The sequence below is a fragment of the Dyella sp. OK584 genome, assembly GCF_057787755.1.
In genome coordinates, this window is the sequence record NZ_CM173542.1 from 980,792 (window position 1) to 997,559 (window position 16,768).

Consider the following 16,768-nt stretch of genomic DNA (forward strand, 5'->3'; position numbering starts at 1 on the left):
ACCGCCATGTCCGCCCCTTCCCCGTTCCGCCGCGTTGCCACCTGCGCTGCCATCTGCCTCGCCCTGATGGGTTCGGCCCACGCCGCAACCGCCGGCACCGACTCGGTGGCGCTGCGAGTGGACGCCTCGGCCAAGGGCACGCCACTGCCGCATTTCTGGGAACAGATGTACGGCTCGGGCCGCGCCTCGCTCGCGCTGCGCGATGACTACCGCAAGGATCTGGAAGCGGTGAAGGCAGCCACTGGCCTCAGCTACATCCGCTTCCACGGCATCTTCGATCGTGATGTGGGCGTGGTCTACCGCGATGCGCAGGGCAAGATTCGCTACAACTTCAGCTACGTCGACCAGATCTATGACGGCCTGCTCGAACGCGGCGTCAAGCCGTTCGTGGAGCTTGGCTTCATGCCGGAGGAGCTGAGCTCCGACCCGAGCAAAGTGCACGACTTCTGGTACCACCCGAACGTGATGCCGCCGAAGGATTACGCCGAGTGGGAGGCGCTGATCCGCGCCTTTGCGCAGCATCTCATCGAGCGCTACGGCATCGAGGAGGTGTCCAGTTGGTACTTCGAGGTGTGGAACGAGCCCAACCTCGCCTTCTGGGGTGGCAAGCCCGAGCAACCCACTTATTTCGAGTTGTATGACCGCACTGCCCGCGTGCTGAAGTCGGTGGACAAGCGCCTGCTCGTGGGCGGCCCCAGCACGGCGCAGGCCGCATGGGTGCCGGAGTTCCTCAAGCATGTGCGCGAAGCGAAGGTGCCGGTGGATTTCGTGAGCACGCACGTCTATGGCGATGACACCGCCGCGAACGTATTCAAGACCAGCGAAAACATTCCGCGCGCCGACATGGTGTGCCGTGCCGTGGACAAGGTGCACAAGGAAATAGCGGCCTCGCCCTATCCGAAGCTGCCGTTGATCTATAGCGAGTACAACGCTTCGTACGCCAACCTTCCCAACGTCACCGACACGATCTACATGGGCCCGTGGATGGCCAACACCATCCGCGAATGTGCGGGCAAAGTAGCGATCATGAGCTACTGGTCGTTCTCCGACGTGTTCGAGGAACAGGGCGTGGTGAAGACGCCGTTCTACGGCGGCTTCGGCCTGATCGCGGCCGACCGCATCGAGAAGCCGGCGTTCAACGCGTTCGCCATGCTGCACAAGCTGGGCGATGTGCAACTGCCACTGAAGTCCAACAGCGCGCTGGCTACCAAGCGCGCGGATGGCACCGTCGTACTCGCCCTGTGGAACTACACGCCGCCGCTTGGTGACACTGCCGCGTATACGCCGGGCGAGCCGAAGGGTGCGACCAGGCATTTCGATGTGGACGTGGCGCACCTGTCCGCTGGCGCACAAGCCACTGCATGGCGCCTGGACCAGAACCATGGCAACGCCGTCGCCGCGTTCGACAAGATGGGCCGTCCGGACTTCCCGAGCCGCGAGCAGATCAAGCAGCTGCGCGACGCCGGCAAGCTCGCTGCGCCGGAGCAGTTCACGCTGAAGAACGGACGTTTGAGCATCGACATTCCGCCGCAGGGGCTGGTGGTGGTCGAGCTGCACTAGGCAAGGCTCCGCTCACGCCTAGTGACATCTGGCATTGGTGATGCGACGCGCGAGGATGGAACCTCGCGCTGTCCAATCACCGCAAGGCAATGTCATGGCGTGGCCAAAAACTCTGTGCGGCCTGATCGCGCTGTCTATCGCACTCTCTGCGAATATCGCCATCGCGCAACGCGCGCCGCTGTACCAGTCGTTCGACCTGCGCGTGCCGTGGACACCGGAGCCGGTGACTGTCGACGGCAAGGTTTCGCTGGTCTACGAATTACATCTGACCAGCTTTGCGCATGAGCCACTCACGCTGAAGCAAATCAGCGTTATCGACGATCAGGGACACGTACTCGCCAAGTTCGAGGGCAGCTCGCTCGACAGCATCATCGGCCGTCCCGATCGACCTTCCGATCATGAGCGCTCACGTCTGCCGCCGGGCGTTGATGGCGTGGCCTACCTGTCGGTGCCGCTCGCCGCACCCATCGCGGGTTCGCTTCACCTCAGTCATCGCGTCAGCTACGCGTCCACCACGGACCAACCGTCGGACGCGAGCATCGAGGGCGGCGCGTTCACCGTGCAGCCGCGAGCGCCGCTACGACTTGGCCCACCGTTGCGCGGTGGCCCCTGGGTGGCCATCTACGACACACGCTGGGAACGCGGACACCGTCGTGTGCTCTACGCAGTCAACGGCGCGGTGCATGTGCCCGGTCGCTTTGCCATCGACTGGATTCGCGTGGGCGACCATGGTGGCTTCGCGCGCGGTGACGGTGCCAAGCCATCGCAATGGTTCGGTTACGGGGCCGAGGTACTGGCCGTGGCGGATGCGGTAGTCGCTTCCACCGGCGAAGGCGTTGCCGAAGCCGCGTCACTCGCCGATAACGCCGCGCACAAGGTGCCGCTGGAAAACGCCGCAGGCAACTATGTTGCGCTGGATCTGGGTGAAGGGCGCTTTGCGTTTTACGAACACCTCAAGCCAGGCAGCATCACGGTGAAGGCTGGCGAGCATGTGAAACGTGGCCAGGTCATCGGGCGGCTGGGTTTCACCGGCGAATCAACCGGTCCGCATCTGCACTTTCACGTAAGCGATGCAAACGCGCCGCTGGATGCCGAAGGGCTGCCCTACGGTCTCGATCGCTTCCGTGTGATGGGTGTCTATGAATCCATTGAGGCGTTCGGGGAAGGCAAGCCCTGGCAGCGATCATCGAACGCGGCGAGCCATGTTCACAGCGGCGAGTTTCCCGCGCCGCTTGCGGTGGTGGATTTCTCAAGCGAAGCGGCGCGCTGACGGACATTAAAGCTCCGCAGGCAACGGCCATGTCGTCGGCCATTCATTGGGCTGGTTATGCAAGCGCATGGATATGCTGCGGCCATCCGCCGATAGCTGAAGTTGCCGATCGGTGGCTACATGCATCCACGCGGGCCGTTGCGCGAGATGATCGCTCAAGGAGCCCGGCTGGCCTTGTGCCTGGCGCAGCCACAGGACGGAAGCGCCAAGGCGAAGGCTGGCAACGGCATCTTGCTGACGGGCCACATAGTCGCCATAGGCCGGCAGCGCCATGCGCGTCAGCACGCTGCCTGCCGCGTTGGAGATCATGTCGAATACATCCGGACCCGATACAACGCTCGCCAACGCGATGGGGCGATCGGCCAGCAGTTGCGAATTGATCATCGGCGCACATTGGGCGCCGTAGTTTTGGGCGGACAGTCGCCGGGTTCCCTGGCTCGACCAGGACCAACGGCGATACCACGGCTCGTCGCTCTCACGCACATTGGCTATGACGGATTGGGCGAAGACAAATTCGGTCTGCGCGCTCGCGCACATATCGACGTCCATAGCGGTAAGCGGAGCAAAAGCCTGCCCGCAGGACGCTGGCAACGCCTCATCCGCCGGCAGCTCAGCCAGCATCTGCAGAAATACATTGACCGCTCCCTGCAAACGGACGGCAAAGATCATCTCGCCGATCAGGGTGTTGTTGCGCGCATGCAACTTGCGCATGGTCAGCACTTGGCTGCACGCCTGCTGCATGGCCTGCGAGGTTCGGCCATCCACGAATTCAAACGCGGTTGCGCTCATCCACAAGCCCATAGACGCACCATAAGGAGGAATGACCATCTCCATGCCAACTGGTACGTCGCTCCAGGCATAGTCGTATCCACTCAACGCTTCATCCCGCGCCAGGCGGGTGGCGTGCGTGGACAGTAGCGCGCGTATTTCTTCGCGATGCGCGCGCACCTTGCCGAGGCAGTCTTTCTCGCGCGTAACGCACAACGTGGCCTTCTCGTCTGCCGTCAGCTTCGGCAGGGCCGGAAAGGTCGATTGCGGGCCCGGCATGGGGCCGGCATCCGGACCAGGCTTGTTTGCTGCCCACGCATGGGCGCGTTGCAGTTCTTTCGCGTATGCCGCATCCAGCTGATCGGCGGGAACATCGAAGTCGACAAACCACAGCAAGGGAAACGCATTGCGTCCCTGCGCAGGTTTCAGGTCTTGCTTTAGCGCATCCAATGCCCTGGCCTGCGAGTCAGTCGGAGGGCGCAGACGTCCCCACGTAAACATGGCCGCCAATATCAGCAGCGCGCACGCCACCAACCACGCCAGTCCCTTCAGCACTCGCCGCATCAGTCAGCCCCCAATCCCTTCGGCGGATTCTAGTGGCAGAAAACACGAAGGGCGCCATGGCGCCCTTTCGTCTTTCTTGCCGCCGGCGCCGCTTCATCAATTCCAGCGAAAGCCCAGCTTGCCGTCCCACGCATCGAAGTTACGGCTGCCGAAACCGCGCTGATAGCCCAGGTTGGCGTAGAACGAGGTGTTCTTGTCCAACTCCCAGGTCATACCGGCATTGAGCTGCCACCACGAACCCTTGATGCTTCCTTCGAACGGCACGTAGCCATTCTCCGATGAGAACGACGTGACGGGCTGTCCCTTGAACTCCTTCCATACGTTGAATCGCAACCAGCCGGTCAACAGACGCGGACTGCCATCTTTGGCGGGCTCCTGCGTCCAGGTGTTGGCCCAGCGCAGACCGAGGCGTCCAGCCAGGGAAGTGATGTCGCTGAAGCGCACGATGGCGGCGGCATCACTGGCCTGTCCGCTGTTGAAGCGTTGATAGATCACTTGCGCCTGCGGTTCCCACACCTGCGTGTCATCGTGGAAGGGATAGCCGCCTTCCAATGATCCGGCCCAACCGAAGCTTGAGCGATGCAAGGCCAAGCCTTCCAGCGATTGCGCGCTGGACTTGGACCACGTGCCCTGCCACACAGCATCGAGGTATTGGCCTTCCGTCCAGAAGTGCGTCCAGTACAAGCCTAGCGATTGGCCCTTCACGACGTTGCGGCCGGCATCCGCACCGTCGTAGTTCGTCACATCGCTGCGAATGCGCCCGGTACCCAGGTACAGGCCGGCGTGATCGCGCTGCTCGTTGTCATGTTGTTCGGCATAGATGTCCAACCCGGCCTGGAAGGCTGCGATGTTGTAGTCGTACTTGGGACCATCGCCGTAGATGCCGTACTTCGAGCCATTGACGTCGCCGTCTTCGCCGATCACACGCACCCACAGTCCATTGACGGGATTGTCCTGTAGCAGATCGCCGCGATTGCGCAGTTGCTCTTCCTCGCCGACGCGCTCGTGCAGGTTGCCCAACGTGGCCCAGCCGTAACGCAGCGCCATGCCGGACAACGCCGTATACAGCGATACCTCCGGACGGTAATCAGGGATGGCGGGTTGCACCGAACCCTCCGGCTCCAGGGGACCAGGGATCGGCGGTGGCGCTGGCGGCGCAGGTGGTGGTGCCGGCGGATTGACTGGATCCGGCGGCGGCGACGGTGGTGAAGGTGACGGCGGCGCCGGGGGATCAGGCGGCGGGGGTGGTGCAGGTGGTGCCGGTGGTGGTGGCAGCGGGCAATCCGGATGCTCGATCCCTTCGCAGTTACGCGTTGAGCGAAGGAACCAGTAATGCTCCGTGCCTGGCGATGCGCCTCCCCGTGCGAGGTTGTACTCATACGGGCCCGCCACCACGGGCCCTGCCAACGCAAACGCCTCCGCGTCCGTCGTCCCGTTGTTGGCCACCTCCACGACCGGAATGCCGTTGGCGGTGGTGAGCGCGCCCGGTCCCCCTGTGTTGTTGACGGCTATCAGGCTGTGGCCGGTCGCTGTGCCGCCATTGATGACGAGGCGATCCGTCGGAGAACTGTCATCACTGAGGAACGTATGGATACCGAGTGTGCCGCCCGCGCCCACATAGGAGCCGACGTAGAGCTGCTTGTAGACGTCGCCGGTGCCAGGCGGCGTGAACTGCACGAGGCCTGCATTGGTCAAGGTGTCATAGACCAGCGAATTGGTCGGTATCGTCCAACTGCTCGTCGCGTCGACATCGACATTAGTGACGTAATAGGCCTCGCCCGTCCAACTCGAATGATCGGTCAGCGTGATGTTGGCCAGATCGGTCACGTCGGCCTGTGCCAGTCCGTTGAGCGTGCTGCCGTCCGCATTCAATTCGACGAGGGTCGCCTGCGGGCCACCGGATGTTCCTGCAGCCAGCAGCAGGCCCGCGTTGCTTGCGACCGTGCTCCCCTGCTTTATGTCCATCACCACAGGGCCATAGCCCAATAGCGCCCAGGTGTCGCTTTGCAGATGGGTGTCCGCGAGCGTAATCGTATCCGTCCTATTGACGGAACGATTGGAAGCGTGAACGCCAATGGCCGATCCCGTCGCCGTGACCGTGCTGCCCGCAAGCGAGATGAATGTCGCGCCTCGGCTCCCGTAGTCGAGCAGCCTCAGAGCCGCAGCGCCATCATTCGTCGTTATCGTGGTGCCGGCGCGTCCGGTGATCTGTCCCCCATCGCCCGCATAGAGACCATTGGACGATGCTCCGGTGGTCGTGATCTTCACGCCGGTCAAGTCGAGCACGGCAGCGGGATAGGTCGATGTCCCATTCAACGGCAGCAGCGAGTAGGCATAACCGCCGTGGGTGTTGGTAGAAGTCGTATTCACCACTGTGCCGTTGGCGGTGATGGTTCCACCTTGCGACTTCAGTCCCGCGCCCGGTGAGCTTGCCACGCCCGTATAGATAGGACCGATCGCACCACCAGATGGGTTGAGCAGCGTGCCATTGTTGAGCAACTGGTAAGCCGGATTCTTGCCCGACTGAATGTCGATACTGCCACCCGTCAACGTCGCGCTACCGCCGCGTGACACCCACACGCCGGTGGCGGCGTTTGCCCCATCGACAATAAGACCTTCCAGCACCACGCTGCCGCCGTTGTTGACGATGACACCCGTGGAACCCGTACTACCGACGACGCCACCGACGTTGAAATGCAAGGTCAGTCCGCTGCCGATCGTGCCGGCGGTTGCCTGGCTGCCGTCCACGATCATGCCGAGGGCACCGCTATTCGCACCGGTATTGAAGTTGAAGACCTGGCCTTGCGGCAGCCGGACCAGGCCGCCGTTATACATGTAGACACCCTGGGATCCCGGTGACGTCATGGTGATCTGCATCGGAGCATTCACCGTGACCGTGCTACCCGCATCTGCCGCGCCAAGTGCCAGCGCCGTGCCGGCGGCGCCACTTGAGTTGATGGCGGAACTGCCTGACAACACGATGGCGCCACCGGCCTGTGCAACGGCGCCGCGCCCATTGCCGCCATTGAGATTCAGCAGAACGCTGTCGGCGTTGATCGCAGCCCCCACGCCATAGGCTCCCAGCGCGGCACCCGATGAATTGACGTTCACCGTTGCGCCGGCATCGATGTTGATGATGGCCCGCGCATTGATGTTGTTGCTGTTGGCAAGAAGGCCGATGCCGTTGTTGGTGGTGACGGTCAAACCGGCATAGAGCACGTCGACCGTACCGTTATTGGTCTGGATGCCTGTGGCGGATGTCGTGGTGACGTTAATCGCACCCGGCGTGCTGCCAGCCTGCGTATTGAACTGAGCCAGCAATCCGCCGTTGAGCGTCAAGGCACCGCCGGTCGTTGGGATCAGGTTGGCGCCGCCCTGCACCTGCGTATTGCCGCTGGCGGCACCCACGGTCACGGTGCTGTTACGCGTTCCCGTCACGAAGGTGTTGAATGTCTGGGCTTGACTCGCCACAGGAACCATCAACGCCAGCAGCAAGACACGGCTGCGCGCTTGCAAGGCCGTATGGACGGCCAAACGAAGCGGAGTCGCGCGTCGCCTGTCAGGCGCTATGACACCATCATCATTGGGAATCCCGCCACGCCCATCCATAGCCCTTCTCCCCTGGCGATAGAACAAAGCCATTCGCGCGCGCTCGATGTTCGGAGCGCTGGAACCGATGTGGATCCATTGGGACTGACATCTTGGGGGTACGAGCACGGGAAAAAAACCGCATAACTACGTAAGCGCGACTGCGTAGAACAACGGTTCCAGGTCATCTCTAATGTGCTTGCCTGGCGGATCCGACACGCTATTTCAGCATCGACGTGTGCCTGTTACACGAATTGAGGTTGCGCGCATGGATGGGGCCAGCACAAAAACAACGGGCGCCGAAGCGCCCGTTGTTTTTCCCACTCGTAGTGATTTACGCGATCAGAGCGCGTAGTACATCTGGAATTCCAGCGGATGCGTGCTGGCGCGGTAGCGGGTCACTTCCTGCATCTTCACGCCGATGTACGCGTCGATGAAGTCATCGGTGAACACGCCACCGGCCTTGAGGAAGTCGCGATCCTTGTCCAGCGCTTCCAGCGCCTGGTCGAGGCTGGAGCACACCTGCGGGATGTTCTTCTCTTCTTCCGGCGGCAGGTCGTAAAGATCCTTGTCGGCCGGTGCACCCGGATCGATCTTGTTGATGATGCCGTCGAGGCCGGCCATCATCAACGCGGTGAACACGAGGTAGCCGGAGTTCATCGGATCGGGGAAGCGCACTTCGATGCGGCGGCCCTTCGGGCTCGACACGTACGGAATGCGGCAGCTGGCCGAGCGGTTGCGGGCCGAGTAGGCCAGCATCACCGGCGCTTCGAAGCCCGGCACGAGACGCTTGTAGCTGTTGGTGGTGGAGTTGGCGAACGCGTTGATGGCCTTGGCGTGCTTGAAGATGCCGCCGATGTACCACAACGCAGTCTGCGACAAGCCGCCATACAGGTCGCCAGCAAACATGTTGTTGCCGTCCTTGCTCAGCGACTGGTGCACGTGCATGCCGCTGCCGTTGTCGCCGACGATCGGCTTGGGCATGAAGGTGACGGTCTTGCCGTTCTGGTGCGCGACGTTCTTGATGACGTACTTCATCGTCATCAGTTCGTCGGCCTTCTTCACCAGCGTGTTGAAGCGCGTGCCGATTTCGCACTGGCCGGCGTTGGCCACTTCGTGGTGATGCACTTCCACCACCTGACCCAGCGACTCGAGCACCTTGCACATGTCGGCGCGCAGGTCACCCAGCGAATCGACCGGGCTCACCGGGAAATAGCCACCCTTCACGCCCGGACGATGACCGGTGTTGTTGTTGTCGTACTTGTAGCGCGAGCTCCACGCGGCTTCTTCGGAACCGATTTCGTAGAACACGCGGCCCATGTCGTTCTGCCAGCGCACGGAGTCGAAAATGAAGAACTCCGGCTCCGGACCGAAGAAGGCCTGGTCGGCGAGGCCGGTGGACTTGAGGAACGCCTCGCCGCGCTTGGCGATGGAACGCGGGTCGCGGCCGTAGGCCTGCATGGTCGACGGCTCGAGCACGTCGCAATGCAGCACCATCTGGGTGTGCGCACTGAACGGGTCGATGTAGGCAGTGTCCGGATCCGGCATCAGGACCATGTCGGACTCGTTGATGCCCTTCCAGCCAGTGATCGACGAGCCGTCGAACATCTTGCCGTCCTCGAAGGTCGACTCATCGATCTGATGGGCCGGGAACGTGACGTGGTGGTGCTTGCCGAGCATGTCGGCAAAGCGGAAGTCGACGAACTCGACTTCGTGTTCCTGGATCAGATCGAGCACTTTCTGGACGGGGGACGACATGGACAACCTCGGCGGGCTAAAAGTGAGGAAAACGACAAGCGGTTGAGCAAGGTGTGTGCCAAGCCAACCTCTTTTTTTACATCAAAGACTTATGCGAACACGGGCGGTCCTGGTGCAGGCATGTTGCACGAATATGAAACATTCGAATGCACCGTAATAGTGCAATTATCTTCACGCTCGCCGTCCCGACGAAAGCCGGGATGACGAGCCGAGACGACCCGAAAGGTGACGGTACAACCATTCATCCACTGGGCCCAAAAACGCCACACCAGTCCCTTAAGCTATGCCGCTTTGCGCCGGCATGGAACCGGTGTCGCCCAACATTCCGGAGTTCCTGTGAGCGATCTGATCAACGTCATCCTGCTCGGCATCATCGAGGGCATCACCGAGTTTCTGCCCATCTCCAGCACAGGGCACCTGCTGATCGCCGAAAAGTTCGGACTGGGCGAGCGCTCGGACCTGTTCAACGTTGGCATCCAGGCGGGCGCGATCCTGGCGGTGACCTTCATCTACTGGGGCCGTATCTGGCAGCTGTTCACGCAGTGGCGTGATCCGGCCAATCGCGACTACCTGGCCAAGCTGACGGTGGCGTTCCTGATTACCGCGGTACTCGGCTTTATCGCGGTGAAACTGGGCTTCAAGCTGCCCGAAGCGGTGACGCCGGTGGCGTGGGCACTGGTGATTGGCGGTGTGTGGATGCTCGCTGCCGAACGTCTCGCGGCGCGCCAGCCCGATCGCACGCAGGTGACCTGGCGAGTGGCGATTCTGGTTGGCATCGCGCAGATGGTCGCCGGCATTTTCCCTGGCACCTCGCGCTCGGCCGCCACCATCTTCACAGCCATGCTGGCCGGCACCAGCAATCGCGCGGCGGCCACTGAGTTCGCCTTCCTGGTGGGCATTCCCACCATGTACGCGGCCACCGGTTACGAGTTGTTGAAAGTGCTCAAGGAAGGCGGCGTGCACGAGGACTGGACTGCGTTCGGCGTCGGCTTCGTGGTGTCGGCCATCGTGGCCTTCGTGGCGGTGAAGTGGCTGCTCGGCTATATCCGCAGCCATCGTTTCACGCCGTTCGCGATCTATCGCATCGCGCTGGGCATCGCACTGTTGTTGTTCATGCCGACTGGCGCGTAAGCGGGGATCTCACTGTAGGAGCGCACCCTGTGCGCGACCGCGGAGTTATGACGTCACCACTCCGCGAGGCCACCTTCGGTGGATGGCTTATCACTCGGGCCATCCCTGGCCCTCGTCCTACGGGCAGCTTGCGCTGTGCAAACCGGCACTCCTGCCGGTTTGTCGCGCACAGGGTGCGCTCCTACAGAAAAACGTTGATCAGGCGCGAATGCGCTGCGGCTCCGCTGCCACCGCCACCGGCTTCTTGTGCTTCTCCGGCTCATTGGTTCGCTCGAACACTTCGCGCACCCACTCGATGAAGGCCTGCACGCGGGCGGACAGGTGCTTCTTCTGCGGGTAGACGATCCATACCGGCTTACCGGTAGAGATGGTGTCGGTCATCACCAGCTCCAGCTTGCCGAAGTCGAGCATGCAGGCGGCAACGATGTGGGGTGCCTGGGTGATGCCGAGGCCCGACACCACCGCCTGGATCACCGACTCCGCATCATTGATCAACATGTGTGCATCGATGTCGACGGCGACCTGGCCGCTGGGTGTCTCGAACTGCCATTGGCGGGGGCGGCCGTTGGGGAGGATGTAGTTGATGCAGCGGTGCTGCTTGAGGTCCTCGATGCTTTGGGGAGCACCGTGTTTCGCCAGGTAGTCCGGCGAGGCGATCATCACGTTGCGCAAGTAGCCGATCTTGCGGGCGATCAGGCTGGAGTCCTCCAGCGGACCGACACGGACGGCGCAGTCGATGCCCTCCTCGTTGAGGTCGTAGGGGTAATCGCACATCGACAGCTCTAGACGGATATCCGGATAGTGCTGCTCGAAATCGGCCAGGCGCGGAATGATCACCGTGCGGCCCACGGCGGCCGGCGCGCCGATGCGCAGCTTGCCCGTCGGCTTGCGACTGGCATAGCCCAGGGCCTCTGTGGCTTCAGCCAGATCGGCCAGGATCTCCTTGCAACGTGCATGGAATGAGGCGCCATCGTCGGTCAACCGCAGCGAACGGGTCGATCGGAACAGCAGACGAGCGCCAAGCTGTTCCTCCAGCCGGGACACCGCACGGCTGACGCCGGAAGGAGTCATGCCCAGTTGGACGGCGGCGGCGGCAAAGCTCTTGGCTTCGACCACACGGACGAACGCGGAAATTGCGGCAAAGTCTTCCATAGGCTGGATTTTTACCCCATTCGTGACTGGGAATCACTATTGCATTGCACAAGAAGGTATTTATTGAACCAGATGGTACACCTAATCTTCCGCCCCTGTTCGTAGGCGTACCCCGACGTCGACGAGTTCAATCTGGGAGCGCGACATGAAGAAACAATGGATCCTCGCCATTTTCGCCCTTGCCGTGGTGGGCGGCAGCTGGGCCCTGTTGGGCCATAGCAGCGACACTCACGCCCAAGCCGGCCCGCCGCCTGCGCCCGCTGTCACCGTCGCCCAGGTGCTGGTGCGTGCGGTGGACGACGCCGACGAGTTCACCGGCCGCCTGCAGGCGGTCGACACCATCCAGCTGCGACCCCGCGTGGGCGGCTACGTGGATTCGGTGCACTTCAAGGAAGGCGCCATCGTGCGCAGGGGCGACCTGCTGTTCCGCATCGACCCACGCCCGTACCAGGCCGAGGTGGATCGGCTCAACGCCAACCTGAGCCAGGCCAAGGCCGAGCAGATGCTGGCCCAGTCCAACACCGAGCGCGCGCAGCGTCTGCTGGAGCAGCACGCCATCGCCAAAGAGGAAGCTGACCGACAGGCCACCGCAGCGCAAAGTGCCAAGGCCCAAGTTGCCTCGACCAACGCCGCGCTAGACGCCGCACGCTTGAACCTCAGCTTCACCGAAGTGCGCGCGCCTATCGACGGTCACGTCAGCAATGCGCTGGTGACGCCCGGCAACCTGGTCACCAGCAATGATGTGCTGACCAGCGTGGTGAGCATCGACCCGATCTACGCCTACTTCGACGTCGACGAGCACAGCTACCTGAAGTTCGACCGCCAGCGTCGCGAGCACGGCAGTTCGCCGCAGATCACCATGGCACTGGCTGATGAGAAGGGCTTTCCGCACACCGGCCGTGTCGACTTCGTGGACAACCAGCTGCGCGCCGGCAGCGGCACCATTCGCCTGCGCGCCGTATTCGACAACGCCGATTCGAGCTACACGCCGGGCCTCTACGTACGCATCCAGCTGCGCAGCGACAGCCGCCAGCCGCGTGCCTTGGTGGATGACCGTGCGATCGCCGCCGACCTCGGCAACAAGTACGTCTACGTGATCGACAAGGACCGCAAGGTGGAATACCGCCGCGTGGTGATCGGTCCGCTGCTGGACGGCCTGCGCGTGGTGACCGACGGACTGGATGCGAAGGACACGGTTGTCGTCAACGGCATCCAGCACGTGCGCCCTGGCGTGGAAGTGAACCCGACCAAGGTGGCGATGGAAACGCGCAGCCTCGATCCGAACAAGCAGCTGGCGCAGATGGCTGGTGGTGGTTCGGGAAAGAACGCCGCGCAGAATCCATAAGCCGTGGCTCGTCATTCCTGCGAAAGCAGGAATCCAGTGACTCTCCTCCGCAACACGAAAGGCACTGGATCCCTGCTTTCGCAGGGATGACGGCTTAGGCAACGACCAGCAAGTCATTGACGCCTTTTTCCTTTGGGAGGAGGGCCAGGGAGCCTCTGTCCCCGCATCGCGCGAACAAGGCTCCCAAACTCCCCGCACAACGCGGGAATGGTGCCAAGAGCAACCAGGACGAATGCAATGAAACTCGCCCAATATTTCGTGGACAGGCCGATTCTGGCCGGCGTCCTTTCCGTGTTGATCGTCATCGCGGGCAGCATCGCGCTGTTCAAGCTGCCGATCAGCGAATACCCCGAAGTAGTGCCGCCGACCGTCGTCGTGCGCGCCAGCTATCCCGGCGCCAACCCCAAGGTGATCGCCGAAACCGTCGCCACGCCGCTGGAGGAACAGATCAACGGCGTGGAAGGCATGCTCTACACCAGCTCGCAGGCCACCAGCGACGGCGCGATGACGCTCACCGTCACCTTCGCACTGGGCACTGACCTGGACAACGCGCAGGTGCAGGTGCAGAACCGCGTATCGCAGGCCTTGCCGCGTTTGCCGGAAGAAGTGCAGCGCCTGGGCGTGACCACGCAGAAGAGCTCGCCCGACCTCACCATGGTGGTGCATCTGATCTCACCGGATCAGCGCTACGACATGCTGTACCTGTCGAACTACGCGCGTCTGCACATCAAGGATCAGCTGGCCCGCCTCGACGGTGTTGGCGACGCGCAGATCTTCGGCGCCGGCGAATACAGCATGCGTGTGTGGCTGGACCCGGAGCGACTGGCCGTGCGCCAGCTCACGACGGGTGACGTGGTGCATGCGATCCAGGAGCAGAACGTGGCGGTGGCTGCCGGTGCACTGAATGCGCCGCCGGGCCCGAACAGCGCTGCATTCCAGCTCAACATCAACACGCAGGGCCGCCTGATCAACGAGGAGGACTTCCTCAATATCATCGTGCGCAAGGATGCAGATGGTGCGGTGACGCACCTGCGCGACGTGGCGCGCGTGGAGCTTGGCTCCAACAACTACGCGCTGCGCAGCCTGCTCAACAACCGTCCTGCGGTCGCGTTGCCGATCTTTGCGCGCCCGGGCTCCAACGCCATCCAGATCTCCGATGAAGTCCGCGCGCTGATGGCCGACCTCAAGAAGGATTTCCCGCAGGGCGTGGACTATCAGATCGTCTACGACCCCACCGTGTTTGTGCGCGGCTCGATCGAGGCCGTGGTGCACACGCTGTTCGAGGCGATCGCCCTCGTGGTGCTGGTGGTGATCCTGTTCCTGCAGACGTGGCGCGCGTCGATCATCCCGCTGGTCGCCGTACCCGTATCGCTTATAGGCACGTTCGCCGTGATGTTGATGGCAGGCTTCTCGCTCAATGCGCTGTCGCTGTTCGGCCTGGTGCTGGCCATCGGCATCGTGGTGGACGACGCCATCGTGGTGGTGGAGAACGTCGAGCGTCATATCGAGCACGGTCTTTCCCCGAAGGAAGCGACACGCAAGGCCATGAGCGAAGTGACCGGGCCGATCGTGGCCACGGCGCTGGTGCTATGTGCGGTGTTCGTGCCGGCGGCGTTCATCAGCGGTCTCACCGGTCAGTTCTATCGCCAGTTCGCTCTCACCATCGCCATCTCCACGGTGATCTCGGCATTCAACTCGCTCACGCTCAGCCCTGCGCTTGCCGCGCTGTTGCTGAAGGACCGCGATGCGCCGAAGGACAAGCTCAGCCTCTGGATCGATCGTGGCTTCGGCTGGCTGTTCCGTCCGTTCAACCGCCTGTTTGTGAGCAGCGCGAACCGTTACGTGGGTGGCGTGAAGCGCATCCTGCGTTCGGGATCCATCGCCCTGGTGATTTATGGCGGCCTCGTGTTGCTGGGTCTGTTCGGCTTCGCCCATGTGCCGACCGGTTTCGTACCGCCACAGGACAAGCAGTACCTGGTGTCGTTCGCGCAGTTGCCGGATGCCGCATCGCTCGATCGCTCGGAAGACGTGATTCGCCGCATGAGCGATATCGCGCTGAAGCAGCCAGGTGTGGAAAGCGCGGTGGCGTTCCCGGGCCTGTCGATCAACGGCTTCACCAACAGCACCAACTCCGGCATCGTGTTCGTGACGCTCAAGCCGTTCGAGGAACGTCGCGATGCATCGCTGTCGGCTGGCGCGATCACTGCCGCCCTGCAGCAGAAGTACGCCGGCATCCAGGACGCCTACATCGCCATCTTCCCGCCTCCGCCTGTGAATGGCCTGGGCACGATTGGTGGCTTCCGCTTGCAGGTGGAGGATCGCTCAGATGCGGGCTTCGAGGAGCTGTACAAGCAGACGCAGGGCTTGATCCAGGCGAGTGCAAAAGTACCGACGCTGGCTGGCCTGTTTTCCAGCTATCAGGTGAGCGTGCCGCAGATCGATGCGGACGTGGATCGCGAGAAAGCGAAGACCGAAGGCGTGGATCTGGCCGATGTGTACCAGACCATGCAGGCCTACCTTGGCTCGCTCTACGTCAACGACTTCAACCGCTTTGGCCGTACGTATCAGGTGAACGTTTCCGCCGAGCCGAGCTTCCGTCATGAGCCGGAGGACATCCTTCGACTGAAGACGCGCAGCGCAAGCGGCGAGGCGATTCCGCTGGGTTCGTTCGTCACGGTGCGCCACAGCGTGGGTCCGGATCGTGTGCAGCACTACAACGGTTATCCCACCGCCGAGATCAACGGCGGCGCAGCTCCGGGCTTCAGCAGTGGCCAGGCGCAGGCAGCCATCGAGAAGCTGGCGAAGGAAAACCTGCCCAACGGCATGACGTTCGAGTGGACCGAGCTGACGTATCAGCAGATCCTCGCCGGCAATACGGCAGTACTGGTGTTCCCGTTGTGCGTGCTGCTGGTGTTCCTGGTGCTGGCTTCGCTGTATGAAAGCCTGCTGCTGCCGCTGGCGGTGATCCTGATCGTGCCGATGGTGCTGCTGTCTGCAATCTCCGGCGTGTGGATGTCCGGTGGCGACAACAACATCTTCACCCAGATCGGCTTGATCGTTCTGGTGGGCCTGGCGTGCAAGAACGCGATCCTGATCGTGGAGTTCGCCCGCGAAGCACAGATCATCGAAGGCATGGATCGCACCCAGGCTGTGCTGGAAGCCGCTCGCCTGCGACTGCGTCCGATCCTGATGACCTCGTTCGCTTTCATCATGGGCGTAGTGCCGCTGGTGACTTCGCACGGCGCCGGTGCCGAGATGCGTCACGCCATGGGCGTGGCGGTGTTCTCGGGCATGTTGGGCGTCACCTTCTTCGGCCTGATCTTCACGCCGCTGTTCTACGTGATGGTGCGCGGCTGGGGCGAACGCATGAGCGAACGCCGCCGGGCCCGCAAGGCCGCGCGCTTGGCGCAGGCCGGCAACCTCCTTGAGGAGCATTGATATGTCGTCCTTCAAAAATCTTATGTCCACACTTCTCCCTCTCCCCGCTGGGGAGAGGGCCGGGGTGAGGGGCCAGTCTGGCGACACGGTTGAATCGAACGTCGCTTCTTTCGGCGCTCTCGCAAGCACCCGCCCTTTGCGACCTGTAGGTGGCTCAGCCCAACCTTCTCGCCGAAGAGGAGACGCAGCCAAAA

At 62.5% G+C, this 16,768-nt stretch carries 9 protein-coding genes; 5 read left to right on the plus strand and 4 right to left on the minus strand.

Annotation, left to right across the window (positions count from 1 at the left end):
• Window positions 1-6: 6 nt before the first annotated feature.
• Window positions 7-1,560, plus strand: a complete 1,554-nt coding sequence (locus AC3CBN_RS04345; RefSeq protein ID WP_488635592.1) for a GH39 family glycosyl hydrolase — start codon at window positions 7-9, stop codon at window positions 1,558-1,560.
• A 94-nt stretch (window positions 1,561-1,654) separates the two neighbouring features.
• On the plus strand, window positions 1,655-2,830 hold the full coding sequence (locus AC3CBN_RS04350) for a M23 family metallopeptidase (protein ID WP_488635593.1): 1,176 nt from the start codon (window positions 1,655-1,657) through the stop codon (window positions 2,828-2,830).
• A 6-nt stretch (window positions 2,831-2,836) separates the two neighbouring features.
• Here the strand turns inward: AC3CBN_RS04350 and AC3CBN_RS04355 are convergent, their stop codons facing one another.
• The 3 genes from AC3CBN_RS04355 to glnA form a co-directional block, all read right to left on the minus strand.
• Complete coding sequence (locus tag AC3CBN_RS04355; protein ID WP_488635594.1) at window positions 2,837-4,162, minus strand: hypothetical protein; 1,326 nt, start codon at window positions 4,160-4,162, stop codon at window positions 2,837-2,839.
• A gap of 96 nt (window positions 4,163-4,258) precedes the next feature.
• Window positions 4,259-7,678 carry an autotransporter outer membrane beta-barrel domain-containing protein gene (locus tag AC3CBN_RS04360; protein WP_488635595.1) on the minus strand — a complete coding sequence of 1,140 codons (3,420 nt, stop codon included), beginning with the start codon at window positions 7,676-7,678 and terminating at the stop codon, window positions 4,259-4,261.
• 414 nt (window positions 7,679-8,092) lie between these two features.
• Window positions 8,093-9,508, minus strand: coding sequence for a type I glutamate--ammonia ligase (gene glnA / locus AC3CBN_RS04365; protein ID WP_488635596.1), 1,416 nt, complete (start codon window positions 9,506-9,508; stop codon window positions 8,093-8,095).
• Between the two features lie 336 nt (window positions 9,509-9,844).
• Here glnA and AC3CBN_RS04370 point away from each other — a divergent pair, with 336 nt between their 5' ends.
• The gene (locus AC3CBN_RS04370) at window positions 9,845-10,639 is read left to right on the plus strand and encodes an undecaprenyl-diphosphate phosphatase (RefSeq protein ID WP_488635597.1); all 795 of its coding nucleotides are present in this window, start codon (window positions 9,845-9,847) and stop codon (window positions 10,637-10,639) included.
• 198 nt (window positions 10,640-10,837) lie between these two features.
• Here AC3CBN_RS04370 and AC3CBN_RS04375 read toward each other — a convergent pair whose 3' ends face one another.
• The gene (locus AC3CBN_RS04375; RefSeq protein WP_488635598.1) at window positions 10,838-11,791 is read right to left on the minus strand and encodes a LysR family transcriptional regulator; all 954 of its coding nucleotides are present in this window, start codon (window positions 11,789-11,791) and stop codon (window positions 10,838-10,840) included.
• A 145-nt stretch (window positions 11,792-11,936) separates the two neighbouring features.
• Here AC3CBN_RS04375 and AC3CBN_RS04380 point away from each other — a divergent pair, with 145 nt between their 5' ends.
• Together AC3CBN_RS04380 and AC3CBN_RS04385 are read left to right on the plus strand one after the other, a co-directional pair.
• Entirely contained in the window at window positions 11,937-13,136 is a 1,200-nt protein-coding gene (locus tag AC3CBN_RS04380) for an efflux RND transporter periplasmic adaptor subunit (RefSeq protein WP_488635599.1), read from the plus strand.
• 237 nt (window positions 13,137-13,373) lie between these two features.
• Entirely contained in the window at window positions 13,374-16,574 is a 3,201-nt protein-coding gene (locus AC3CBN_RS04385) for an efflux RND transporter permease subunit (RefSeq protein WP_488635600.1), read from the plus strand.
• The last annotated feature ends 194 nt before the right edge of the window (window positions 16,575-16,768 follow it).

Coding starts and splice junctions, on each gene's coding strand:
- AC3CBN_RS04355 (WP_488635594.1), bottom strand. CDS start 4,162: ATGCGGCGAGTGCTGAAGGGACTGGCGTGGTTGGTGGCGTGCGCGCTG.
- AC3CBN_RS04350 (WP_488635593.1), top strand. CDS start 1,655: ATGGCGTGGCCAAAAACTCTGTGCGGCCTGATCGCGCTGTCTATCGCA.
- AC3CBN_RS04380 (WP_488635599.1), top strand. CDS start 11,937: ATGAAGAAACAATGGATCCTCGCCATTTTCGCCCTTGCCGTGGTGGGC.
- AC3CBN_RS04385 (WP_488635600.1), top strand. CDS start 13,374: ATGAAACTCGCCCAATATTTCGTGGACAGGCCGATTCTGGCCGGCGTC.
- glnA (WP_488635596.1), bottom strand. CDS start 9,508: ATGTCGTCCCCCGTCCAGAAAGTGCTCGATCTGATCCAGGAACACGAA.
- AC3CBN_RS04345 (WP_488635592.1), top strand. CDS start 7: ATGTCCGCCCCTTCCCCGTTCCGCCGCGTTGCCACCTGCGCTGCCATC.
- AC3CBN_RS04375 (WP_488635598.1), bottom strand. CDS start 11,791: ATGGAAGACTTTGCCGCAATTTCCGCGTTCGTCCGTGTGGTCGAAGCC.